The organism is Variovorax sp. W1I1 (assembly GCF_030815625.1).
Classification (GTDB): domain Bacteria; phylum Pseudomonadota; class Gammaproteobacteria; order Burkholderiales; family Burkholderiaceae_C; genus Variovorax; species Variovorax paradoxus_C.
On the sequence record NZ_JAUSWZ010000001.1, the window covers coordinates 165,202 to 188,019 of the forward strand.

17 protein-coding genes are annotated in these 22,818 nt (G+C 64.4%); 11 read left to right on the forward strand and 6 right to left on the reverse strand.

Annotation, left to right across the window (positions count from 1 at the left end):
- Positions 1-18 precede the first annotated feature (18 nt).
- Positions 19-633, reverse strand: a complete 615-nt coding sequence (locus QFZ83_RS00790; RefSeq protein WP_307501449.1) for a CDP-alcohol phosphatidyltransferase family protein — start codon at positions 631-633, stop codon at positions 19-21.
- Between the two features lie 167 nt (positions 634-800).
- Between QFZ83_RS00790 and ruvB the strand changes: the two genes are divergently transcribed.
- Entirely contained in the window at positions 801-1,865 is a 1,065-nt protein-coding gene (gene ruvB / locus QFZ83_RS00795) for a Holliday junction branch migration DNA helicase RuvB (RefSeq protein ID WP_307501451.1), read from the forward strand.
- A 6-nt stretch (positions 1,866-1,871) separates the two neighbouring features.
- Positions 1,872-2,831: a CDF family Co(II)/Ni(II) efflux transporter DmeF gene (gene dmeF, locus QFZ83_RS00800; RefSeq protein ID WP_306881503.1), complete on the forward strand. Its 960-nt coding sequence runs from the start codon at positions 1,872-1,874 to the stop codon at positions 2,829-2,831.
- Positions 2,832-2,835: 4 nt separating this feature from the next.
- Here the strand turns inward: dmeF and QFZ83_RS00805 are convergent, their stop codons facing one another.
- Positions 2,836-4,581 (reverse strand): lysoplasmalogenase family protein, encoded by a 1,746-nt coding sequence (locus tag QFZ83_RS00805; protein ID WP_307501452.1) that lies wholly within the window; start codon positions 4,579-4,581, stop codon positions 2,836-2,838.
- Positions 4,582-4,675: 94 nt separating this feature from the next.
- Between QFZ83_RS00805 and QFZ83_RS00810 the strand changes: the two genes are divergently transcribed.
- From QFZ83_RS00810 to icmH, 6 genes are all read left to right on the forward strand, one after another.
- Positions 4,676-5,545, forward strand: a complete 870-nt coding sequence (locus QFZ83_RS00810) for a UDP-2,3-diacylglucosamine diphosphatase (RefSeq protein WP_307501454.1) — start codon at positions 4,676-4,678, stop codon at positions 5,543-5,545.
- A gap of 215 nt (positions 5,546-5,760) precedes the next feature.
- Positions 5,761-8,301 (forward strand): type VI secretion system Vgr family protein, encoded by a 2,541-nt coding sequence (locus QFZ83_RS00815; protein WP_307501457.1) that lies wholly within the window; start codon positions 5,761-5,763, stop codon positions 8,299-8,301.
- Entirely contained in the window at positions 8,301-9,374 is a 1,074-nt protein-coding gene (locus QFZ83_RS00820; protein WP_307501461.1) for a DUF4123 domain-containing protein, read from the forward strand. The genes QFZ83_RS00815 and QFZ83_RS00820 overlap by 1 nt, the downstream gene beginning before the upstream one ends.
- A 3-nt stretch (positions 9,375-9,377) precedes the next feature.
- Complete coding sequence (locus QFZ83_RS00825; protein WP_307501464.1) at positions 9,378-12,059, forward strand: T6SS effector BTH_I2691 family protein; 2,682 nt, start codon at positions 9,378-9,380, stop codon at positions 12,057-12,059.
- A gap of 13 nt (positions 12,060-12,072) precedes the next feature.
- Positions 12,073-13,191 (forward strand): hypothetical protein, encoded by a 1,119-nt coding sequence (locus QFZ83_RS00830; protein ID WP_307501467.1) that lies wholly within the window; start codon positions 12,073-12,075, stop codon positions 13,189-13,191.
- Positions 13,191-13,955, forward strand: a complete 765-nt coding sequence (gene icmH, locus QFZ83_RS00835) for a type IVB secretion system protein IcmH/DotU (protein WP_307501470.1) — start codon at positions 13,191-13,193, stop codon at positions 13,953-13,955. Before QFZ83_RS00830 ends, icmH begins: the two co-directional genes overlap by 1 nt.
- 122 nt (positions 13,956-14,077) lie before the next feature.
- On the opposite strand, the gene QFZ83_RS00840 is transcribed toward icmH, so the two are convergent.
- Positions 14,078-14,329, reverse strand: coding sequence for a hypothetical protein (locus QFZ83_RS00840; RefSeq protein WP_307501474.1), 252 nt, complete (start codon positions 14,327-14,329; stop codon positions 14,078-14,080).
- Between the two features lie 268 nt (positions 14,330-14,597).
- On the opposite strand from QFZ83_RS00840, the gene QFZ83_RS00845 reads away from it, so the two are divergent.
- Both QFZ83_RS00845 and QFZ83_RS00850 read left to right on the forward strand, forming a co-directional pair.
- Positions 14,598-15,701 (forward strand): CaiB/BaiF CoA-transferase family protein, encoded by a 1,104-nt coding sequence (locus QFZ83_RS00845; protein WP_307501477.1) that lies wholly within the window; start codon positions 14,598-14,600, stop codon positions 15,699-15,701.
- 39 nt (positions 15,702-15,740) lie between these two features.
- Positions 15,741-16,889: an acyl-CoA dehydrogenase family protein gene (locus QFZ83_RS00850; RefSeq protein WP_307501480.1), complete on the forward strand. Its 1,149-nt coding sequence runs from the start codon at positions 15,741-15,743 to the stop codon at positions 16,887-16,889.
- Between the two features lie 27 nt (positions 16,890-16,916).
- Here the strand turns inward: QFZ83_RS00850 and QFZ83_RS00855 are convergent, their stop codons facing one another.
- Both QFZ83_RS00855 and QFZ83_RS00860 read right to left on the reverse strand, forming a co-directional pair.
- Complete coding sequence (locus QFZ83_RS00855; protein ID WP_307501482.1) at positions 16,917-17,297, reverse strand: hypothetical protein; 381 nt, start codon at positions 17,295-17,297, stop codon at positions 16,917-16,919.
- On the reverse strand, positions 17,294-18,118 hold the full coding sequence (locus tag QFZ83_RS00860; RefSeq protein WP_307501484.1) for an AP2 domain-containing protein: 825 nt from the start codon (positions 18,116-18,118) through the stop codon (positions 17,294-17,296). The genes QFZ83_RS00855 and QFZ83_RS00860 overlap by 4 nt, the downstream gene beginning before the upstream one ends.
- A gap of 424 nt (positions 18,119-18,542) precedes the next feature.
- On the opposite strand from QFZ83_RS00860, the gene QFZ83_RS00865 reads away from it, so the two are divergent.
- Positions 18,543-19,718 (forward strand): T6SS effector amidase Tae4 family protein, encoded by a 1,176-nt coding sequence (locus tag QFZ83_RS00865; RefSeq protein WP_307501486.1) that lies wholly within the window; start codon positions 18,543-18,545, stop codon positions 19,716-19,718.
- Between the two features lie 345 nt (positions 19,719-20,063).
- Here the strand turns inward: QFZ83_RS00865 and QFZ83_RS00870 are convergent, their stop codons facing one another.
- Entirely contained in the window at positions 20,064-22,805 is a 2,742-nt protein-coding gene (locus tag QFZ83_RS00870) for a LuxR C-terminal-related transcriptional regulator (protein WP_307501489.1), read from the reverse strand.
- Positions 22,806-22,818 lie beyond the last annotated feature (13 nt).

Here is a 22,818-nt window from a genome sequence, read left to right on the forward strand (position 1 = left end):
CTGTTTGTAGGTATGTGTTCAGCGGCCGGCGGCATCGGCTTCGGCCAATGCGCGGCGAATGCGGTTGACGATGGTCCAGGCCACGAGCGCCGCCAGCAGCGGCATCAGCCAGGCCGTCCAGCCCGCGAGCGGCCAGCCCAGTGCCACGTAGAGGCCGAGCGCGCCGAAGACGAAGGCCCGGTCGCTCTTGCCCAGCGGGCCGTCGTAGCGGCGCGAGGCGCCCACCGTGGGGCCGAGCGCGCCGGCGAATTCGCTGAGCCCAGCCAGCACGATCACCGTGCCGATCCAGAACGGGCTGAAGGGCGCGACCAGCGCAAAGGGCAGGTAGAGCGCGGCGTCGGAGACCACGTCGGTCAGTTCGTTGAGGAAGGCGCCCAGCTTGCTTTGCTGGTTGTGCTCGCGCGCCAGCATGCCGTCGATGGCGTTGAAGGCCATTCGCAGGAACATCCATGCGGGAATGAGCGCGAAGGCGGCAAGCGAAGGCGCCGCGAAGAAAAGCCAGAGCCCGAGCGCGACCGAGACGACGCACGCCGCCAGCGTGACCTGATTGGCCGTGACGCCCATCGCATGCAGCCGGACCACCAGCGGCCGGAGCAGGGCCTGGAAACGCGGCTTCAATTCGTAGATCGACACGTGCTGCCTTCCCCTCGTTCGTTATATGGCCGAAGCATTCTGCCAGTGAGAATGGCCCCCATGCTCGGCACTTCGTGTCCTCGCTGCCCCCCGAGGGGGCGCTCGCTTGCTTGGGGCGGCCCGGCGCGGCGCTCGGTACTAAACTCTTCAGCGCACACCCCCCTCCCATGACCATCCAGACCGACGATTTCGCACCCGCCCCCCAGCGCGTGGTGTCAGCCGCCCCCGCCTCGCCCAACGAGGAGGCCATCGAACGGGCCCTTCGCCCCAAGCTGCTAGACGAATACGTCGGCCAGGCCAAGGTGCGCGAGCAGCTCGAAATCTTCATCGGCGCCGCGCGCAAGCGCAAGGAAGCGCTCGACCACGTGCTGCTGTTCGGCCCGCCCGGCCTGGGCAAGACCACGCTGTCTCACATCATCGCGGCCGAGCTGGGCGTCAACCTGCGCCAGACCTCCGGGCCGGTGCTCGAAAAGCCCAAGGACCTGGCGGCGCTGCTGACCAACCTCGAGCCCAACGACGTGCTCTTCATCGACGAGATCCACCGCCTGAGCCCGGTCGTCGAGGAAATCCTCTACCCCGCGCTGGAGGACTACCAGATCGACATCATGATCGGCGAAGGCCCCGCGGCGCGCAGCATCAAGCTCGACCTGCAGCCCTTCACGCTGGTGGGCGCCACCACCCGCGCCGGCATGCTGACCAACCCGCTGCGCGACCGTTTCGGCATCGTCGCGCGGCTGGAGTTCTATACGCCCGACGAACTGGCGCTCATCGTGACCCGCAGCGCCCGCCTGCTCAAGGTGGAAACCGACGACACCGGCGGCTTCGAGATCGCCCGCCGCTCGCGCGGCACGCCCCGCATCGCCAACCGCCTGCTGCGCCGCGTGCGCGACTACGCCGAGGTCAAGGGCAACGGCCGCATCACCGAGGAGATCGCCCACAAGGCGCTCGCGATGCTCGACGTCGATCCGCAGGGCTTCGACCTCATGGACAGGAAGCTGCTCGAAGCCGTGATCCACCGCTTCGACGGCGGCCCGGTCGGCCTGGACAACGTCGCGGCCAGCATCGGCGAGGAGCGCGACACCATCGAGGACGTGATCGAGCCCTACCTCATCCAGCAGGGCTACCTGCAGCGCACGCCGCGCGGGCGCATCGCCACGCTGGCGGCCTACCGGCACCTGGGCGTGACGCCGCCCTCGAGCCGTTCGGACGGACAAGACCTTTTCGGAGTCTGACAACCCATGCACACCCATGACCTGAGCGCCTGGCAGCACGACCACCAGTTCGGCGCCGGCAATGCCTCCGCCGAGCGCAGCACGCGCCTCGTGATGTGGATCACCGCCGCGATGATGGTGATCGAGATCGGCGCGGGCTGGTGGTTCAACTCGATGGCGCTGCTGGCCGACGGCTGGCACATGAGTTCGCACGCGCTGGCCATCGGCCTGAGCGCTTTTGCCTATGCGGCCGCGCGCCGCTATGCGCGCGATCCGCGATTTGCCTTCGGCACCTGGAAGATCGAGGTGCTCGGCGGCTTCGCGAGCGCGCTGCTGCTGCTCGGCGTGGCGGCGCTGATGGTGGTGGGCTCGCTGGAGCGGTTGTGGTCGCCTTCGGCGATCCACTACCCCGAGGCGATTTCGGTGGCGGTGCTGGGGCTCGTGGTCAACCTGGTCTGCGCGCGGCTGCTGGGTGGCACGCACCACGATCACGGGCATGACCATGGGCATCACCACGGCCACGATCACGGTCATTCGCACGAACACGGCCACGACCTGAACCTGCGCTCCGCCTACTTGCACGTGGTGGCCGACGCCGCCACCTCGGTGCTCGCCATCGCGGCGCTGCTGGGCGGCTGGTTCTACGGCTGGGCCTGGCTCGACCCGGCCATGGGCATCGTCGGCGCGGTGCTGGTCGCAAGCTGGGCCCGGGGCCTGCTGAAGGAAACCGGCAAGGTGCTGCTCGACCGCGAGATGGACCACCCGGTCACCGAAGAGATCCGCGAAGGCGTGGAGACCACGCTGGCCGATTCGGAAACCCGCGTGGCCGACCTGCACGTCTGGCGCGTGGGGCGCGATGCCTATGCCTGCGCGCTCACGGTGGTGACGCACTCACTCACGCTCACGGCCGACGAGGTGCGTGCCTGCTTTTCGATGCATGAGGAGATTCGCCACTCGACGGTGGAAATCCAGCGTTGCGCGGACTGAAGCGTCAGTTCCTCGGCCGGCGAACGTGCCGCACGATCAACACCTGCGCCGCGTAATAAGTCGCCAGCACCCACAACTGCGCCAGCGGCAGCGGCGAGACAAAACGGTTGGTCGCCAGCAGTGCATCGCTCAGCATGAAGAAGCACGCACCCACCGCCACCCACACCGCTGACGGATCGGCTGCTCGCAGCACCACCGCGCGCGCGATGGCCTGGGCCGCCATGCAGGCGATCACCACCACGTAGACCCCGACCGGAATGCGCAGCGCAGGCGGCAGCCCGCCCTGCCAGAGAAACGCATACATCCCCGCGCCGATCAGGAGCGTCGCCACCAGCACCCCGCGGCGCGGGAACATGCCCACGCCGATGCGGAACAGCGCGATGTATGCCAGGTGCGCGAGCAGGAAGCAGATGAGCCCGGGCACGAACAATGCTGCCGATCCCATCAGCAGCACGTCACCGGCCAGCGAGGCGACCAGGCCCGCGAGCAGCAGCCCTTCGAAGCGCGTGACTGCACCAGACGCCATCGCACGCCGTGCCGCGAAGACGATCGCAATCGATAGCGCCAGCGGCTTGCAGATGTGGTGCAGCCAGTCGATGCCCAGCGCCGCGCTCGCGGTGGCCAGCGCGGCCGCCTCGACCAGCAGCACCTCGGTGACCGAAATGCGCCCCTGCAGCACCGCGCCGATGGCCCACAGGCTCGCCGTCAATGCGGCCAGCCAGACGGCGGAGCGCTGCAGCGGCATGCCGTCGGAGAACCAGAGAAAGAAGGCCACGCCACCCAGCATCAGCAGGAACTGCACGCCCGCGAACCACTGCACCCCGCGGCTCACGACGGGCTCGTAGCGCGTGACCTTCGCGATGTCGAAAGCCGGTTTTGGAAAGCGCGCCGCCACATCGGCCGGCCGCCAGCCGGGCGGCTTGAACCACACGCGCAGCTTGTCGGCCCAGCTGCGCGCATGCCACGAGTCCTTGGCCAGCGTCCAGTACACCTCGGCATTGGCCCACAGCGGGTCCCAGCTTTTCAACTCGCCGCGCGTGCCGTAGACGCAGCGTTCGTCCTCTTCGCGGAAGGTGCCGAACATGCGGTCCCACACGATCAGGATGCCGCCGTAGTTGCGGTCCAGATACGTGTCGTTCACCGCGTGATGCACCCGGTGGTTCGATGGCGAGCAGAACCAGCGGTCGAACCAGCCCAGCTTGCCGACTTGCTCGGTGTGCACCCAGAACTGGTAGAGCAGGTCGATGAGCGCCACCACGACGAACACCAGCGGCGGCACGCCGGCCAGCGCCATCGGCAGATAGAAGATCCATCCGAGCAGCGCACCGCTCGATGTCTGTCGCAGTGCGGTCGACAGGTTGTAGTGTTGGCTCTGGTGATGCACCACGTGCGCCGCCCACAGCACCGCCGATTCGTGGCCCATGCGGTGCAGCCAGTAGTAGCAGAGGTCGTAGAACACCAGCGCAAGCAGCCAGCCGTACCAGGTCGTCCAGAACTCGCTCGCAGCCTCCTTGGGGAACAGCGCCACGGCCGAATACACCGCGGTGTAGATGCCGATGCGCAAGAGGCCGGTGAGCACCGCGCTGATCTGGCTCAGCATGCCCAGGCCAATGCTGTTGACCGCATCGGCCAGCCGGTAGGTGTCGTGTCCCGTGCCGCGGCGCGCCCGCATGCGGCCCACCGCGAATTCGATCGCGATCAGCAAAAAGAACACGGGGGTCGCAAGAACGATGATCTGGCCAGGTCGCATCGCGCGATTGTGGCGTTGCGAATGGGCCACGCGTCACCGGGATGTCACGGGTGTGCCATCGCGGCGTCATGCGCGGGTGGGAGCCTACCCGTCCATGCAACGCGACGACGCTTTCCTTCGCGCATGGCGCGACACCGCGACCGGGACTCCTGAGCCGGAGGACGACGATCGCCAGCGTCCACCGCTTCAGTTCCGCACCCTCTGGATCTCCGACCTGCACCTGGGCACGCCCGGCTGCCAGGCCCGTGCGCTGCTCGATTTTCTGAAGCACACCGAGTGCGAGACCCTGTTTCTGGTCGGCGACATCATCGACGGATGGCAGCTCAAGCGCCACTGGTACTGGCCGCAGGCGCACAACGACGTGATCCAGAAGCTGCTGCGCAAGGCGCGCAAGGGCACGCGCGTGATCTTCATTCCGGGCAACCACGACGAGTTCGCCCGCAAGTACCTGAACCACAACTTCGGCGGCATCGACGTGGCCGACGAATGGATCCACGAAACCGCCGACGGCCGCAAGTTGTGGATCATCCACGGCGACCTGTTCGACGGCGTGATCCAGTGCGCCAAGTGGCTCGCCTACGTGGGCGACTCGCTCTACGAATTCACGCTCAAGCTCAACCGCCACCTCAACTCGCTGCGCGCGCGCATGGGGCTGCCGTACTGGTCGCTCTCCAAATACCTCAAGGGCAAGGTCAAGCGCGCGGTGAGCTACGTGGGTGATTTCGAGAACGCCGTGGCCCGCGAGGCCCGCAAGCGCGGCGCACAAGGCGTGGTGTGCGGCCACATCCACCATGCCGAGATGCGCGACATCGACGGCATCCTCTATTGCAACGACGGCGACTGGGTGGAAAGCCTCACGGCGCTGGCCGAGCATGCGGACGGCACGCTGGAAATCATCGACTGGGCCGAGCACATGCCGGTGCTGTCGAAGGCGACGCCGGCGCGGGAAACCATCTCGGCCTGACGGCGGCAGGTCCGGCGCGGTGACGCTGCGCGTCGTGCTGAGCGCATGGAGCGCGACCCGGCCCATGGGGAAGAGTTCAGCGTCTTGAGGGCGTGAATTTTTCGCACTCTTGAGTGCGCATCGCCGCGATGCAGGTCGTTTGACTATTGTTTGTGAATGTGTGGGTTCTGCGTGGCCCAGACTTTTTGGATCGCCATCCATCAGGTCTGCCGCCAGTGCCCCAAACCCTCTCCGTCATCAGCACCGTCATCCCCTTGAGTCTGGGGCTGCCCGCATTGGTGCCCGTGCGGCTCGCCGGCAGCGAAGGCGTGAACGGCCTCTTCGCGTACGAACTCATCCTCAAGACCCCCGATGCGCTGAATCTCGGTGCAAGCGGCGCGGCCGATTTCAACCTCGACGGCTTCATCGGGCAAGCCATTACCTGCGTGATCGAGCTTGATGGCTCAGGCGAGCTGCTGGCCGGAACCGTTGGCGCCAGTGCCTACGGTACCGGCGCAGGGACACGACAAATCAGCGGCATCGTGACCGATGCCGTCATGGAAGGCGATGCAGGCCGCCATGTGGTCTACCGCTTCATCATTCGGCCCTGGCTGCACCTGGCGACGCTGAATTGCGACTGCAAGATCTACCAGGATCAGACGGTCGTCAAGACGCTCGACCAAGTGTTGGGAAGTTATTCGTTCCCAGTGGAAAAGAGGCTGTACGACACCTATCCGATCCGCGACTACTGCGTGCAATGGAACGAGAGCGACTTCGAGTTCTTCGAGCGCCTGTGCCAGGAGTACGGCATCAACTACCACTTCGAGCACAGCGACGGCGCTCATCGCCTGGTTCTGTCGGATGCGATGGCGGCCTATCGGGAATGCCCCAGCGCCGCCTACGCGAATGTCGAATTCCATACCCCGGGCTACAAGACCGACGCCGAATACATCCATCGCTTCGCGGCGCACAACCAACTCACCAGTGGTGCCTACGTCACCAGAGACTACGACTACACACGCAGCAAGGCCCGGCCGATCGGTCAGAACAGTGCACCGCGTCCGACGAGCCACGCCAACGGCGAGGTGTACCAGTACCACGCCAGTGTCGGCGGCAGTCATTTCGTGCAACCGGAGGCCGGGGGCACAGGCCCCAACGATCCGTCCATCGAAGGTCGTGCCTTCGCCCGGTTGCGCATGGAGCACCTGCGCACCCATGGCGCCCGCGCAGATGCCGCAGGCAACTTGCGCGGCATGGTGCCGGGCTGCACGTTTCGTATGCAAAAGCACCCGCGCGAAAGTGCGAACGCCGAATACCTGATCCTGCATACGGACTTCGTGATCGAAGACACAGGGCAGGAGAGCCAGATCAAGGACGCCGCTCCCAGCCGATCGCAGAACTGGACGGTGAGCGTCGACTTCATGGCGCACCCGGTCAAAGAGGAGTTGCGCCCCGCGCTCACGCGTCGCAAGCCCAAGACGGGCGGCCCACAGAATGCGGTTGTCGTTGGCCCCGCCGATCAGAACATCTGGACCGACGAATACGGTCGCATCAAAGTCCAATTTCCGTGGGACCGAGACGGCCAGTTCAATCAAAACAGTTCCTGCAAGGTGCGCGTAAGCGCGGCATGGGCTGGCAACCAGCTCGGCGCAATGCACCTCCCGCGCATTGGCCAGGAGGTCGTCATCGACTTCTTCGGCGGCGACCCCGACCTGCCCATCTGCACAGGTCGTGTCTACAACCAGATGAACATGCCGCCGTTCAAGCTGCCCGAACAGGCAGCGCTTTCCGGGTTTCGTTCGCGCGAACTCGTCGGCGTTGGCGGCAACAGTTCTGCGGGGCGCAGCAATCAGGTGGTTCTGGACGACACGGCCGGGGAAATTCAAGTCCAGCTCAAGAGCGATCACCAGTCCAGTTCGTTGAGCCTGGGCTCCATCACTCGCGTCGAAGACAACGCCGGGCGTAAGGACCGGCGCGGCCAAGGCTACGAGCTGCGCACCGACGGCCATGGTGTCATGCGCGCAGCCGACGGCATGCTCATCACCACCGAGGCCCGCGTGGACGCCGCGGGCCATGCCAAAGACCTGGGCGACGCCGTCCCGCGCCTCGCGCTGGCCCGCGATCTGATCGAGGGCCAATCCGATGCGGCCCGTACCAGTAAAGCCCAGATCAAAGGCGACCAGGATGCGGTCGCCAAGGCCCTCAAGAAACAGAACGACACCATCAAGGGCAGTGGCGGCAACCCGCAGGAAGGGCGGTTTCCGGAACTGGCCGACCCTCATCTGGTGCTTGCCAGCCCGAGTGGCATCGCTGTTACCTCGGGAGGCTCCACGCACATCGCCAGCGTCGAACACACACAAATCACCAGTTCCGCGCACACCAGCATCAACAGCGGCGGCAGCCTGATCGCGGTTGCGCTGGAGGCGTTCAAGGTCTACGCCATGCAAAACGGCATGGAAGTGATTGCAGCCCAGGCCGACATCGAGATCAAGGCGCTTGAGAACTCCATCAAGATGCACGCCAAAGACAAGATCGAACTGACCGCCGACATCATCAACATCACGGCCAAGACCAGGCTGACCATCAACGGCGGGAGCAGCTACGGCGAATACAGCGCTGGCAGCATCACCAAGGGGACCACCGGCAAGTACACCAACCACGCCGGCGTTCACAGCTACGTTGCGGGCGACTCCAAGCCCACCCGGCCCGTGAACGACAAGGCGTGTGCCACCAAGGAAAACGCTGCCGACAACGGCGGTAACTCGGTGTCGCGCTGATGATTGGCCACACCGATGCAGAAGGGCAAAAGGCCCACGGCGAAAAACTGATCGACGCGCTGATGCAGGGCTGGGGTGCTCTGACAGCGCTTGCGCCCAAGGAGTCCGAAGGCACATCCAGGAGCAAAAAAGAGCCGCGTCCCCAGCGGGCCTACCTGTTGTTCAACCGCTGGGACGGAAACCCACTGGCGCAAGAACTGCGCGAGCAGTTTCCCCAATGGGCGCGCGACCGCGTCAGCGTGCCCGACAGCTGCTTCGAATATCGCGAAGAGCGCGCACCCTGCCTGCTGGAGTTGCCCGAGGAGTTGGTTGTCCCCGTCCCGGGATTCAAGACCCGAGACCTGCTCGCATGGTTGGCGCATTGCCTGAAGTTCGCTTCGCAGCAGGTGAACGAGCGCATCACCAAACAGGACTTCTGCGGTGTGGTCATCAGCCATGAATCGGCGCAGGCCATCACTCGCTATTGGGTTGGCCTGGGCGACCAGCGGCCTCCCTACAAAGAAGAGAGCGTGCTGTTTCGCTATCAGGACCCGCGCGTCATGCAGCGTGTCTGGCCCGCGCTGAGTCCCCTGCAGCAAAGCCGGTGGCTCGGCCCGGTCACGCAATGGTGGTCGCTGATGCAACCCTGGGGGCCGTTCAGCGGCAGTCCTGAGCCTGCCCAATGGTTTTGTGCCAAGGCGCCGGTGCTTCCCTACGGAACGCGGGTGGGCGGATCGCCGCGCGATCTGTTCGACGAAGCGCAGTGGTTTCTCTCGGGTGTCTCGCCGGATGCCAACTCGATCTGGCGCAGCTATGCCAAGCACGACATACCGCCCGAGGCCCTGCCCGATCCAGACAGCCTGCAGCAAATGCTGGTCGATGCCGCGCGCATGGATCTGAAAGGCCTCGATCTTGAAGACTATGTCTGGATCACCTGGATGCATGCCCCCAAAGAAGGCCCTGCGCGCGCCATCGACTGGCGCCTGCCGCATCTGGCATCGACCTTGAGCCGGATCGAAGACCAGCTGCGCGATCGGCCCGATGCCAGTTTTTCGATGGTTCTGAACCAGATCATCCAGCCTCAAAAAAGATAAGCCATGGCCTGCAAGAACCCGTGCGATCAATGCGCCCAAACCGGACTGCCGATTCTGTTCACGCGCTACGGCGCAGCCTACAGCGCCACTGACAAAGGCGCGGCGGCGCTGGACAAGCTCAAGCCCGGTGGAAATCTAAAAAACCAGCCAGGCGGCGTTGCGCTCCAGACCGCGAAATACAACGTGCGCATGCTGCGCACGGGCTATTTGTACATCCGGATCGAAACCAACTGCCGGCGCCCTGCATGGTTCGGCTACGCCGTGCATTCGCATGGCTACCTGACCCGATTCGACGTCGATCACCCCAAGGAAGCCGAAGGCCTTGCCGCTTGCAGTCCGCAGGAATGGGGCGCCAACAGAAGCCTCGTGTGGATCAAGGGCGCCAGGGACGTCACGAAACTGAACTACCTGTTCCACCCCGACCCGATAGACCCCGATCACTTGAGCAAGGTCATCGACAGCGACCTGGACAAGTACACACAGAGCTTCGACGTGGCCAGCTGGGCCAACGGCAGCAAGGGCGCGCCCGACACCGCAGTGCCCAGCCCGGACCCCAATGGCTGGAGCGTGGCCGAATTCAAGGCGCTCAAGGACGAAGCCGTGCGCGATGCGCTGGAGCCCCAGTTGTACGGTCTGATGGGCAGCAATGCGATGGAGCGTGCGTGGGGCGACTATGAGAACAAGCGCTTCGTGGAGACGGACCACTACATGCTCACGGGCGAACACGCCGGAAAAATCACGGTCGAAGAAACCTCGTTTATCAAGCAGCTTGATTACGCCGGCGCACACGGCAAACGCCTGCAAAACATCGCCAAATTCCTGGCCGACAACGGCGGGGCGGTCGTCGCATGCGACGACGCCATCGGCATTGCGCAAGAGCTGGGACACCTGCAGGCCGAAGCGCAAATCGTCTATAGCCATTGGCAGGCATCCAGTGCCACGGGGCATCACAAGGACGTGAGCAACGAATGGGTGTTCCAGACGGCCGTCGGGGCGCAGGGTTTGATCGCACTCGCGCAACAAGGCGCCGTCGCGCGCGTGGACCGGGGCTTCGCGGAGTCGGCACGCATCCATGCGCCGCTGCCGCGCGACCCCCTGGAGGCCGCCAAGGAAAGTGCACACCGGACCGCAGCGCGCACGGCCAACTACCAGCGCGAACTGAGCAGCGCCCAGTCAGCCGTTCAGAGCGCCTGCAGCCAATGGTTCGACCAGGCCGCGGCACGCGACATCCTGCAGGAGCAGAAGATGCGGCAGCAGCAAGCGCAAGACAGAGTGGCGGCGCTGGGCCGCGATCAGAGCAAATGGGTGTTCGGCAGCCTGTTGCTCGCGGCCCTGGGCCGTTTCAGCAATCAGGACGGCAAGATCGGCAAACCCGGCGGCGGCGCCGCATTGAGCCTGCAACTCGCTCAGTGCCTGGCGGGCCTGGAAACGCATGAGGCCGGCCGCCAGGCGCTGCTGGCAATGAATCCGTGGGGAGGCAGCCTGCTGTCGCGCCTGCTGTGCTTCAACAGCGTCACCCTTCAGGCGGCCTACAAGAGCCTGGAAAACGCCAAGCCCCCGGTCGTGCCGACTCCGGCGGCCGAGCCCGAAGCCACCATGGCCGACACATTGGCGACAACCCTCAAACTGATGGCGGGGCGCCTGGCCTTGGGCGACAAGGCACTGGGCTTCATTGACGAAGCGCAAAACCCCGACGCACCTGCGATGCTGCGCAAGGCGGCCTGGGTCGGCCACGTGTTCTCCCTGCTCTCGGCGCGCGCCGCGACCGGCATCAGCGGCTGGAAAGCATCGCAACTGGAAGCACGGATGGTGCAGCACCTGGCCTTGGCCGGCATGAGCACCTTGGGCAGCACCGTGCACAAAGCGGTGGCGCAACTGCAAAGCGACGTTGCGGAGAACGCCAAGCGCGTTGCGCTGCGCGCCAAGAAGCTGGAGTCCATTGCCGATCCGGCCACCCGCGCCGGCAAGGTCGTGGCGCTGGAGCGCGCACGCAGCGCGGCCCCTGGCACACGTGCCGCGATGCTGGGTGCGCTGATGGACCTGGGCGCCGCCATCATCAAGGGCAATCAGCTGGGCACCAAGCTCGATGCGCGCAGCGCCTTTGATCTTTCGGGCCAGTTGCTGCAAGGCATCGGCAGCCTGTATGACTGGCGCGCCAAGGCGTATGACGAAACGATCTACAAGGGGGTGAGGGGGTACGACGCCTACAAGTACCCGTCACTTATCGAAGGGTTGGACAGCATCAAGGCGCTGCATCTCAAGAGCCTGCGGATGACGGCGTTCAAGTTCCTGGGGCCGGCGGCGATGTTCTCGGTGGTGTTGGATGGGATGGATGCGTGGAAGTCGAGAGAAAGGGGGCAAATATGGCTATCACGAGCCCAAGCGGCGTCCGTCATTGGCACTATTTTCACGATCGGAAGTGCCGGCGCTGGAATTTTCGCAGCAGGCATAGGAGCCGGTGCGGCTGCGTGGGGCATCACTGCAGCGATCTTGGGCTTGGCGGGAGCCGTGCTGAGTGTCGTCGGCACGATCTTCGTGCTGCTCTTGAGCGAGGACAAGTGGATTACTTGGCTGCGTGATATGCCCTTGAACAAGCAGCGCAAAGGCAAGAAGCCAATACACGAAAACCTGCGGGGTTCGCTGCAAGACTTGGCTAATGCCCAGAAGGAATTGCAACCTGCTTGAGGACACACCCATCATGTTTATTCGAGAAGAGGGCTATGCCCGCCTGCACAGATCGGCTGCGGCCAAGAGTCGTGCGCATATCAATCTGGACGGCCAAAAGCAATGGCCGCCCAACCGCTCAGGTGCAAGGGGTATCTCGATTCCCGATGGCACTGCGTTCGCGCAAAACGAAGCCTATCTGGAGTTATGCAACTCCGGGTGGAATTTGCAGTGGCGCGCGGGCATCGGGAATCTCTATGTGATCTTGCCCGCGCTGTTTGTCATTTGGTTTTGGTACGGAATGACCATCCATCCCGTTCTTTTTGGCCAGTTGATTTTTTTGTGGTACCCCACCTCCGAATTCGATAACGGGGATTTGATTTTCGGGTGGGTGCTGGGCTTCCCCCTAGCCTTGGCCTCTGCCTTCCTGATCTACATGTGGTTTTTCAAGATGGGCATGCGCACCTGCTTCTTCACTTTCGCGCGGGGCCGTATCCGCTTCAATCGACTCACGCGCAAGGTGTATGTGCTGCGTCCCAAGTACTGCGGGGGAAACGCGGTGTTCGAGTGGGAGCGACTGGTCGCATTGTTCGACCCTCAAAGCACCAACCGCTGGGACAAGCAGGACGTTGCGATGCTGGCCTTGTACCACCCTCCCTTCGATGCCGCCGACCCCACAGGCCAAGGCGAAGACTGCCTGTTCGCAGGCCCCGCCGTCACTGGCCCTGAAGGCGCAGCCCACCTGTGGGAATACATCCGCCAGTACATGGAAACAGGCCCGACCATCGACCGCATTCCGCCCGACGCACCGGCCAGCTTCAAAGGCATCGCGCGCTACCTGCATCCGGACTACACCACCTACTGCGGTCTGCCCAGCAGCTACCAGTACAGGCAGGAGTGCAGGCCCGGCTTCATGGAAACCTTCTTTCACATGAGCAGCCAGATCACGTGCAGTTGGCCGCGTTTCCCCAAGGAATGGCAAAGCGACAGCGGCATGGGTGAACCTGAAGACAGGCCGGTGCAAACGGGGGCCGTGATGACGGCGCTGGTCTACCGCGCCAGGGGGCAGTTGAGCAAGGACGAAGAAGTGGAATTGATGGAGCGCTATGGCACCGCCGAGGCATTGGCTGCTGCGAAGGCGCGGAGGGATTGATGCCGCTTCGCAAAGAGTTCGCGCTCGCTGCTTACAACCACTTCGAGCAGGCCGCCCAGCGCCTTGCCGCAGCGGCCGCTCCCAAGCCCCAGCCCAAACCTCTCCTGATGCGTGAACAGATCCTCTCCCGCCAGTCCCCTCAACCCGACCGTTTGGTGGCCGTTCAGGCTGCCCGCATCCCTCTGATCGAGGCGGCCCGGCCGCTGCTGCTGGCCCTGGTTCACATACCCGGGCACGACGCAGCGCACGCCGGTACCTTGTACGGCGATCTGGTGCGCGAGGTCGCCAGTTTCCAGTCCGTGTGCATGGATGCCTCTATTCGCAAGGAGTACATCACCGGTGCGAGTTACACGCTGTGTACCGCGCTCGATGAAGCGGCGGGCCTGTCCGTCTGGGCGACAGACGCCACCACTGGCGTCAACACCTGGACCGGACGACTGCTGGCGGTTCAGTTTCATGGCGACGGCAGGGGCGGCGAGAACGTTTTCAAGTTCATGGCGAACCTGCTCCAAAGACCTGTCGAACACGTCGACGTGCTGGAGCTGCTGCTGATCGTCATCGCACTGGGATTCGAAGGCGTGTATCGCAGAGCCATCAATGGCAAGCGCGTGCTCGACGACATCCGCCATGCCCTCTTTTCAACAGTGCGTTCTTGCCGGGGCGACGGCATGCACCGGGCGCATTGGAGCGTGATCGAGAGCTTGCTGTGGGGCCAAGTGCTGCCCGGCGAGCTGGCGGACACTGCGCAGGCGCTGTTTCAATGAGCACGAACCAGAGCATCAAGAACCACGACAAGTGGCGCAGAGGCACGAGCGAGCACATGCCGGGGCCCTCGAAGGCGATGCCGGCGCGCGAAACAGTCGCCGCCTGAGCCGGCGAGACGAATTCAGCCGCGGCGCGTCGGGCCTTTGGTCGATGGGGTGAAGTGCTCCCGCCAGGCGTCGTAGTGGTGCCACATGCTCTTGTTCATTTCATCCATCCACAGCCACCAGTTCAGCGCAAGCTTCCCGGGGTCGTTGGCGACGGGTGAAGGAGGGGATGCGGCCAGCGCAGTGCGGGCCGGCGGATCGGGCAGTTCGTAGTCGCACAGCCGCTCGACGCTGGCGTGCGAGAAACCGGGTGTGGTGGTCGCGTGCATGGTGCTCTCCATTGAGCGCAGCGCATTCTCTGGCGCGCAGGGTCTCCCGGCTGGTAATTCTGCGTGGTTGCCAGGCGGCCTCGGAGAGGGCTATCCCGGGTGCACGCGCGAACTACGGAATCCGGTGAATCTTCGTCCGATCCGGTCGGCCTCATGCGCCGTCCGCCGGAGCGAGACAGAGAAGGACCCAGCACCCGCATTCGTCGCTTTGGACGATGCACCCCCACCGCCCCCGCGCCAAGATGCCTCCCAACACAGGAGATAGACCATGGCAGGTCCATTGCAAGGCCTTCGGGTGATCGAGATGGCGGGCATCGGCCCGGGGCCGTTCTGCGCGATGCTCTTCGCCGACATGGGCGCGGAGGTCGTCCGCATCGAGCGCCCCGGCACGCGCACCGCGCCGCACGACATCCTCGCGCGCGGCCGCAGCACGCTGCAGATCGACCTGCGCGCCGAAGGTGCGGCAGGAAACGTGCTCGACGCCATCGCGAAGGCCGACGTGCTCATCGAAGGTTTTCGCCCCGGCGTGATGGAGCGCCTGGGCCTCGGACCGGCCGAATGCCATGCGCGCAACCCGCGCCTGGTCTACGGCCGCATGACCGGCTGGGGCCAGCACGGCCCGCTTTCGCATGCGGCGGGCCACGACATCAACTACATCGCCATCAGCGGCGCGCTGCACGCCGTCGGCCGCGCGGGCGAGCCGCCGGTGCCGCCGCTCAACTACGTGGGCGACTTCGGCGGCGGCGCGATGCTGCTGGCCTTCGGCATCCTGGCCGCGCTGCACGAGGCCAAGGGATCGGGCCAGGGGCAGGTGGTCGATGCGGCGATGACCGACGGCGCGGCGCTCCTGTCTTCGATGATGTACGGCTTCAAGTCGGCCGGCATGTGGAGCAACCAGCGCGGCGAGAACATGCTCGACGGCGGCGCGCACTTCTACGACACCTACGCCTGCGCCGACGGCAAGTACGTGGCCGTGGGCGCCATCGAGCCGCAGTTCTACGCGCTGCTGCGCGAGCGCTGCGGCATCGCCGACGACACCGCCTTCGATGCGCAGATGGACGCCGACCGCTGGCCCCTGCTCAAGCTGCGCATGGCCGACCTGTTCCGCACCCGCACGCGCGACGAATGGTGCGTGCTGCTCGAAGGCAGCGACGCCTGCTTCGCCCCCGTGCTCGACTGGGACGAGGCCCCCGCGCACCCGCACAACGTGGCGCGCGGCACCTTCGCCAACGTGGGCGGCGTGGTGCAGCCCGCGCCCGCGCCGCGCTTCAGCCGCACCGCGCCGGTGATGCCGCCCGCCACCGCGCACGACGACGGCGAGGCGATGCTCCGCCGCTGGGGCGCGACAGTCGCACCCGTCGCGGCCGGCTGAGCGCGCCTGCACAAAACAACCAAAAAAAGGAAAACACCCATGCCCATCGACTTCCGCCGCTCCTGGAGCGATGAAGACCTGGACCTCTACCGCGACAACGTGGTGCGCTTCGTCGAAACCGAAGTGCTCCCGCACGACGAGGAAGCCCGCAAGCGTGGCCACGTGGGCCACGAGGTCTGGCGCAAGGCCGGCGCGCTCGGCCTCCTGTGCGCCGACATCCCCGACGACTACGGCGGCGCCGGCGGCGACTTCCGCCACGAGGCCGTGGTGTACGAGGAGATGTCGCGCCGCGGGCTCACCGGCATGGCGACCTCGGTGCACGCCATCGTGGCGCACTACATCCTCAACCACGGCACCGAAGAACAGAAGCAGCGCTACCTGCCCCGCATGGCGAGCGGCGAGCTGGTCGGCGCCATCGCCATGACCGAACCCGGCGCCGGCTCCGACCTGCAGGGCGTGCGCACCCGCGCCGAGAAAAAAGACGGCGGCTACCTCATCAACGGATCGAAGACCTTCATCACCAACGGCTATCTCGCCGGCCTGGTGCTAGTGGTGTGCAAGACCGACCCCGCGCAGGGCGCCAAGGGCACCTCGATCCTCATCGTCGAGACCGAGGGCTGCAAAGGCTTTCGCGTGGGACGCGTGCTCGACAAGATCGGCATGAAGGCGCAGGACACCTCCGAGCTCTTCTTCGACGACGTGCGCGTGCCCGCCGATGCGCTGCTCGGCGGCCAGGAGGGGCAGGGCTTCTTCCAGTTGATGAGCGACCTGCCCTACGAACGCACCATCATCGGCGTGACCGCGCTCGCCGCCATGGAGGGCGCCTACGAGGCCACGCTCGACTACGTGCGCGATCGCAAGGCCTTCGGCAAGCCGATTGCCGAGTTCCAGAACACCAAGTTCAAGCTCGCCGAGATCGCCACGCAGATCAAGGTGGGCCGCGCTTTCATCGACCGCTGCGTCGAAGACCTCGTCGCCGGCCGTCTCGACACCGCCACCGCCTCCATGGCCAAGCTCTGGGGAACCGAGGCGCAGGGGCGCGTGATGGACGAATGCCTGCAGCTCTTCGGCGGCTACGGCTACATGAACGAATACATGGTCGCGCGCATGTATGCCGATGCGCGGGTGCAGCGCATCTACGGCGGCACCAACGAGATCATGAAAGAGGTGATTTCGCGGGCGCTGTGAACACCCGGCGGCTGATCGACTAACTACTCAAGTCAGCCGGCGGATTTCAGCCCGCGCGATTTCGCGGTGGTGATACGAAGGCGAGATACCGATGAACCGTGTGTAGCGCTCGACCGCGGCCACCGTGTTGCCCGTGTCTTCCAGCTCCAGCGCTTCGAGCATGAACTGGGTGAAGAGCTTGTTGGCGTCGGCCTCGCGGTCGGACGCCGCCAGCGTCTTGGGCCGCAGCTCGGGCCGCACCGCGAAGATCCTGCGCTGCACCTCCATCACCTCGAGGAGCGCGCGGCCGATGCCCTCGATGTTCTCTGCGATCGGCTCCAGCTGCGCATCGCGCACTTCCGTGGCGGCCTGGTCAAGCAGATGGGAAGCCACCCGCAGCAGCTGATGAAGGGGTTTGAGGTTCGTCATGGCCGGGCCGTCTGGCCGCCGGCCCTGTGCTGGAAGGAGAGTTCGGGCAGTAGTGCCTGCGACGGTGCTTGCGGCTGCGGTTGCTGCCGCTCCTGCGCATCCTTGAACTTCTGTTCGAGCTGGCGCGCGCGTTCGGCAATGGCGAGGCTCTTGGCCATGTCGTGGCCGTGCTCCTTCACCGAGAAAGCCTTGCACACGCTGCCCTTGCCCGCGGTGAATGTGGTCGCCAGCCAGTAGCCCGGATGGCCGGCGTTGGGCATCTTGAACTGCACCCCGCTCACGCCGCTGGAGTTGGTGATGCGCGTGATTTCGGACTTGGAGCGCTTGGTGACGCGCGGCCCCTGCGGCTGCACCGTCAGCCCCTGGCGGATCGCTTCTTCGGCCGGATGCAGCCGCGCCAGGCCCGACATGCGGGCCAGTTGCTTTTCGCGCTCCTCGATGGCGAGCGCCAGCGCCCCGCTGCCCATCGCATCGACCGGAAAGTCGGTGCGCAGGATCTCGTCCTGTCCGATGTAGGTTTTAGCGACCCATGCGCGCACCCTGCCGCCGGACGCGACCTGACAGAAGACGCCGGAGACGCCCGTCGTGTTGTTGGCCCGCAGTTTCTCGGCCCGCGCCCGCCGCGCCACCGGCGGCACGCTGCGCACGACTTCGTCGCGCCAGTCCTGCGCCTGCAGCAGCGCCTGCTCCAGACCGCCATAGCTGGCCTTCCCGAACTGCCGGTAGTAGCGGGTGCCGTTGCGCACGAGCGAGACTTCGAAGCCCCAGGGGCGAGGGGCGATGCCGTACATGGCGGCGGGGTTGGGGATACCTCTGGGCATTGCTCGACGTACGCCTGTGCTGTTCTGACAGGGATGCTAGGAAATGCGGGGTGGGGGCGGTATCACCGATTTCCGTAGTCCTGAGATTCCGAGATCGCCAAGGCGCGTCGGGGGAGCAAGAGTGCGCATCCAACGTGCGCAGCGTGACCAACCGATGCGCATTGTCTTGAAGGTTGGGCAGGTTCGACAGCAGCGGGGCGTGCCTCACGCTTGAACACCGCTTCACCCCAATTGCTGTTCATCGAAAAGAAGGTCAGATTATTTCTTGGCTAAATTCGCTGTCTTCTTTTCACCATTGCCGGTGACATATCACGAATTTCCCAAATCATTTATGCCGCTTTTTGCGCCTGTCGCGTACGCTAAAAATTGCTCGGCGAGCATTGGGGATTAGCGAAAAAGATTTAACTTCCTCATTTGCTGACATTTGCAAATCCGAGCAAACCTTTTAGGTTTATTTTTAGCCGACACTGCGGGGAGCAATATGAGCGATATTGGACGGGTCACAAATGAAAAAGGCGGAACACTTCGTGGCACGATCTACCAAGGAGATATGACTTCTCATGGTGGTGTCGTGGTAGGCGCCTCGGGGCACATGACGAAGGCCGATGGAAAAGCGAACGCCCGCGTGGGCGATATGGTGACTTGTCCTCGGTGTCGACCGCATGTTTTTCCAATCATCACTGGTGACGGCACAACCATTGATTGGGGCATAGCTATTCCGCGAGATGGAGACCTTATCGGTTGCGGCGCCATACTGATCGCCAAGTCTGCGCCAGTGAACACCATGGCCGCCGCGATGTCCATGAGAGATATTGCAGAGTTTCGATACGATGAAAGGGTAAGGCTGAATCACGAGTTGATTGCCGGGTTGCCCTATCACATCGAAATTTCTGATGGAAGAATTTACAGCGGTCGCGTCGACGAGGACGGTTATCTCCCAAGAGTGTTCACGGAATCTTCGGGCATCTACAAAGTTTACTGGGGTGACGAAGCGCTTGCAAGCGGAAGAGATATGAATTCCGCATTAAAGCAAGAGTTCGATGTCCAGACCAATCTGGTCGATGGATCAATATGCAACGTTCAGGTATCGGCAATAAAATTTGCCGATTTATGGGTGAGCTATCCAGATAACGCGCCCTATGTCGATCCGAAAACCGGTGAGCCACCGAAGGGCTACGAAGACCAATGTGCGATAAAAGTCAGCGCGGCCATAATCGGTGCGGGCGGGAAAATGAAATCGTTCAAGGGTGCGACCGTCAATGTCGGAGGCGAGAAATTGGCAATCCGCGCCCAGGAGCTTTCGGGATGGCTCGCGCTGCAACCTTTTTGCGGATTGCCGAAGAAACCCGAAAACGTGACGGGTAAGAACTGGCAAGACAAAATAAGAGGGCGGACCGGAATAATCGTTTTCAAGGACTACTGGTTGCGAAAAGGCGAAAAAACAGCAACAGGCGATCACGTCGACCTGTGGAATCAATCGAAATTGACCCCCGGCTGGGCTAGTACATATCGATTTACCCTTGGATTCAGCAGCTCTTGGCTTTTCGATCTTTCGGACTTTGCAAATTCCAGGGAAATTTTATTTTGGGAAATCAAATGAAAAGGTTTGTATATGCTGTGCTATTTGGGACTTGCGGATTGATATCTGTCGGTATTGCCATTTTGATCGCGGGTAGAATAAACATCGAGGGAATTTTTCCGAACAGGTATCTCAATGGTTGCTGGGAGGCAGATCGTTGTCGAATTTCTTCATGGTACTGGATTGGCGTTGCCTTCTTTATAATCTCTCCAGTTGTGGTGTTTGCATATCGTGGATATTGCGTGAGCAAAAATCGAATTTCGATTGTTGGCGTGACGAAGCAAATCAGTATATTGTTTCTAATGACCCTGGGATTTGGGGTTTTTGGTCGGGTAATTGCTTTTATTGCGAAGACCGAATAGCTGATTACCGAATCACTCCCACCTTCCGCGCGATCGCCACGGCCTGCGTCCTGCTCTTCGCATCCAGCTTCATATTGATATTCCGCAGGTGCGTCCGCACCGTGCTGTCCGACACGAACAATTTCTCCGCCATCGCATTGTTCGAATACCCCTCCGCCAGCAGCTGCAGCACCCGGATCTCCTTGCGCGTCAGCGGCTCCTTGATCGCATCGCCGGCAGCAGCCGGCGCCGCTTCCGCATCGACCGCCGCCATCGGCCCCATCGCCTGCAGCAGCCGCTGCAGGTAGTCCGCAAGGATCGGATCGCCCCGCGTCGAAGCAGAAGACGACGCAGCCGCCTCCTGCGCCGCCGCATTCGCATACCGCTGCACCAGCATCCCCACCGCCGGCCCTTCATCGAGGATCAGCCGCATGAAGCCTTCCTGGCTCGCCGTCTGCAGCACGGCGCTGATCTCGTCGATCGCGGCAGCGACATCGCCTGCGCGCTGCAGCGCCATCGCGCGCAGAACGCGCAGCTTGAGCACACGGCGATAGCGGTTCGATGCGATGGCCGCGTGCAACTCGGCATCGAGCGCCGTCAGCGCCGCGCGCGCATCGCCGAACGCGATGTCCCAGCGCGCCTTTGCCAGCGCGAGGTAGTCGAGGTCGTGCGCGGGCAGGCGCTGGCGTCGCTCGCGTTCCCAAAGTTCCGGATCGTCCGCACGCAGCAACTCATCGCGTGACGCGGGCCCGTTGCCCTGCAGCAGCAGCATGCGCGAGCGCTCCAGCTTCGCGCCGGCCACCACGCGCGGCAGTTGGCGGTGATGACCGAGGTACTCAAGTTCGGTCAGCGCCTGCACGGCCGCGTCGATGTCGCCCGCATGGAACGCGATGCGCGAGCGCATCACGTGGCTCAGGATCATGTGGTCCGGCAGGCCCACGTCGCGTGCGAGCGGCAGGTACACGTTCAGCAGGTGATCGGCCTGCGGCAACTGGTTCGACTCGTACACCACGCCGGCGTACAGCACGCCCGCCCACGCGTTGCCGTGGCTGTGGTTGTAGGACACGGCATGCGTCGTATCGACGGCCATGCGCAGCCGCGCGGTCGCCTGGCGCAGCCGGCCTTCATGCAGGTCGAACAGGCCCGCGAGCGACTCGGTGTACATGCGGTTGAAGGTGCTGTTGCCCTGCTCGCGCCGCGCGGCGTCGAGAAGGCGCTGCGCCTCGCGCTGGTCGCCGCGCACGGCGAGGATGTGCGCCATCGCGTTGAGCAGCACGCTGTCGGCAAACGGCAAGCCGGTCGGCAGCCGTGCGAGGCAGGGGCCGCCGACTTCATATGCCTCGTCGTGCCGGTCCTGCATCGCGAGCAGCAGCGGCACGAGGGTGTGCGCACTCGCCCGCACTGCGGGGATCTCGCTGTCGAGGCAGCCCGATTGCTCGAGCATCTGCATCGCCTCCCACGGACCGTGCGTGAAGCAGGTGGCCCACAGCGCGATCGGTTGCAGGAACGGGTGGGCGCGCAGCTGGTGTTCCGGAATGGCGGAGAACCAGCGCGCGAGCATGCGCATGCGGCCCTGTTCGAGGAACTGCCCCGCGTAGCTGTCGAGCAGCGTCAGCGCATGCGGATGGTCGCCGCCTTCGATGGCGTGGTCGATGGCGGGCACGGGCCGGTCGTGCGATTCGTACCAGCCGGAGGCCGCGAGGTGCAGCCGTTCGATCTCACCGGGATGGTCCCGCGCCAGTTGCGCGCGCAGGAAGTCGGCGAACAGGCTGTGATAGCGCCACGCGCGGCCGTCGCCGCTCACGGGCGTTAAGAAAAGATTGGCCGCGGCCAGTTGTTCCAGGATGGCTGCGCAGTCGATGCGCGGGTTGAGCGCCTGGCACACCGAGGCATCGAGCTGCCGAAGGATGCTGGTGCGCAGCAAGAAGTCGCGAATCTCCTTGGGCTGGTGCGCGAGCACGTCTTCGGCGAGGTACTCGGCCACGGCGCGGTCGGAGCCGGAGAAGCGCTCGACAAAGCCGGTCTCGGTGCCGTGCCGCTCCAGCGCCATCGACGCGAGCCAGATGGCGGCGACCCAGCCTTCGGTCTTGCGGTGCAGTTGCGAGAGCAGGTCGGCCGGCAGCGTCTGCAAGCCTTGCGACGCTTGCTGTGATGCATGGGCCTGCCGCAGGCCGAAGAAGGCGCTGGTTTCTTCCAGCGTGAAGCGCAGGCGGTCGGTGTCGATCTCCATCAGCTGGCCGCGTGCGCGCAGCCGCCCCAGGCTCAGGTCGGGCAGGCTGCGCGAGCCGATCACGATCTGCCCGCGGCGCGGCAGCTGCTCGATGATTTCGCGCACGAGCCCGAGCACCGCGGGCTCCTGCACCACCTCGAAGTCGTCCAGGAACAGGGTGAAGGGCGCGTCGTGCGCGGCCAGTGCGGCGACGGCGTCGAAGGGGCCGTTGGTGCGGGGCTCTTCCACGCCCAGGCGCTGCGCGGCCTCGGCCAGGCAATTGAGAAAGCGCGAGACGTCGTTGTCGGCGCGGTCCAGGGTGAGCCAGGCGGTGGCGGTGCCCTGCGCGTCCATGCGCTCGCGGATCTGCGCCATGGCGGTGGTCTTGCCGAAGCCGGCCGGTGCGCGCACCAGCACCAGCTTCGCGCCGGCCGCGGCAATCGCCTCGCCGATGGTGGTGCGCGGCACCTGCGTGGCCACGAAGGCCGGCGGGTTGAGCTTGGTCTCGAGAATCCTGGGGGAGGACGGGGGAGGAAGAGAAGAAGCAGGAGAAGGCATCGCAAACGGGGAG

Coding starts and splice junctions, on each gene's coding strand:
- ruvB (WP_307501451.1), top strand. CDS start 801: ATGACCATCCAGACCGACGATTTCGCACCCGCCCCCCAGCGCGTGGTG.
- dmeF (WP_306881503.1), top strand. CDS start 1,872: ATGCACACCCATGACCTGAGCGCCTGGCAGCACGACCACCAGTTCGGC.
- QFZ83_RS00805 (WP_307501452.1), bottom strand. CDS start 4,581: ATGCGACCTGGCCAGATCATCGTTCTTGCGACCCCCGTGTTCTTTTTG.
- QFZ83_RS00810 (WP_307501454.1), top strand. CDS start 4,676: ATGCAACGCGACGACGCTTTCCTTCGCGCATGGCGCGACACCGCGACC.
- QFZ83_RS00820 (WP_307501461.1), top strand. CDS start 8,301: ATGATTGGCCACACCGATGCAGAAGGGCAAAAGGCCCACGGCGAAAAA.
- QFZ83_RS00825 (WP_307501464.1), top strand. CDS start 9,378: ATGGCCTGCAAGAACCCGTGCGATCAATGCGCCCAAACCGGACTGCCG.
- QFZ83_RS00830 (WP_307501467.1), top strand. CDS start 12,073: ATGTTTATTCGAGAAGAGGGCTATGCCCGCCTGCACAGATCGGCTGCG.
- icmH (WP_307501470.1), top strand. CDS start 13,191: ATGCCGCTTCGCAAAGAGTTCGCGCTCGCTGCTTACAACCACTTCGAG.
- QFZ83_RS00840 (WP_307501474.1), bottom strand. CDS start 14,329: ATGCACGCGACCACCACACCCGGTTTCTCGCACGCCAGCGTCGAGCGG.
- QFZ83_RS00845 (WP_307501477.1), top strand. CDS start 14,598: ATGGCAGGTCCATTGCAAGGCCTTCGGGTGATCGAGATGGCGGGCATC.
- QFZ83_RS00850 (WP_307501480.1), top strand. CDS start 15,741: ATGCCCATCGACTTCCGCCGCTCCTGGAGCGATGAAGACCTGGACCTC.
- QFZ83_RS00855 (WP_307501482.1), bottom strand. CDS start 17,297: ATGACGAACCTCAAACCCCTTCATCAGCTGCTGCGGGTGGCTTCCCAT.
- QFZ83_RS00860 (WP_307501484.1), bottom strand. CDS start 18,118: ATGCCCAGAGGTATCCCCAACCCCGCCGCCATGTACGGCATCGCCCCT.
- QFZ83_RS00870 (WP_307501489.1), bottom strand. CDS start 22,805: ATGCCTTCTCCTGCTTCTTCTCTTCCTCCCCCGTCCTCCCCCAGGATT.